Annotated in this window: 1 protein-coding gene; it reads left to right on the top strand. The window is 60.0% G+C overall.

What is annotated here, in order from left to right; genetic code table 11:
* On the top strand, positions 1 to 502 hold a 502-nt coding region (locus NFX52_RS30450), incomplete at both ends, for an IS3 family transposase (protein WP_252636018.1).

Here is a 502-nt window from a genome sequence, read left to right as displayed (position 1 = left end):
CGTACTTCTACCATCGGGCCCGCACAGCGGTCGGCGACAAGTACCTTGGTGTGCGCCAATCCCTCACCGAGATCTTCGAGTCAAACCACCGCTGCTACGGCTACCGCAGGCTGCAGGCCTCGCTGACCAAGCAGGACGTCACCATCTCCGAGAAGGTGGTGCAGCGGCTGATGAAACAAGAAAGCCTGGTCGTTGCAAAGCCAAAGCGGCGCCGTTACGCGTCGTACCTCGGCGAGATCAGCCCCGCACCCGAGAACATCATCAACCGTGACTTCCAGGCTGCAGCCCCCAACGAGAAATGGCTGACCGACATCACAGAGTTCCAGATCCCTGCGGGCAAGGTGTACCTGTCACCGATCATCGATTGCTTCGACGGGATGGTGGTGAGCTGGACCATTGGCACGAGCCCGGACGCTGAACTGGTCAACACCATGCTGGATGCTGCTATCGAGACAGTGGCAGAAACCACCGCTAGGCCGGTAGTTCATTCCGATCGCGGAGG

This window comes from Acidovorax facilis, from assembly GCF_023913775.1.
GTDB classification, from domain to species: Bacteria; Pseudomonadota; Gammaproteobacteria; order Burkholderiales; family Burkholderiaceae_C; genus Acidovorax; species Acidovorax facilis.
Note: the sequence above shows the minus strand (reverse complement) of the source record. Positions and strands in the feature narration are given on the sequence as shown.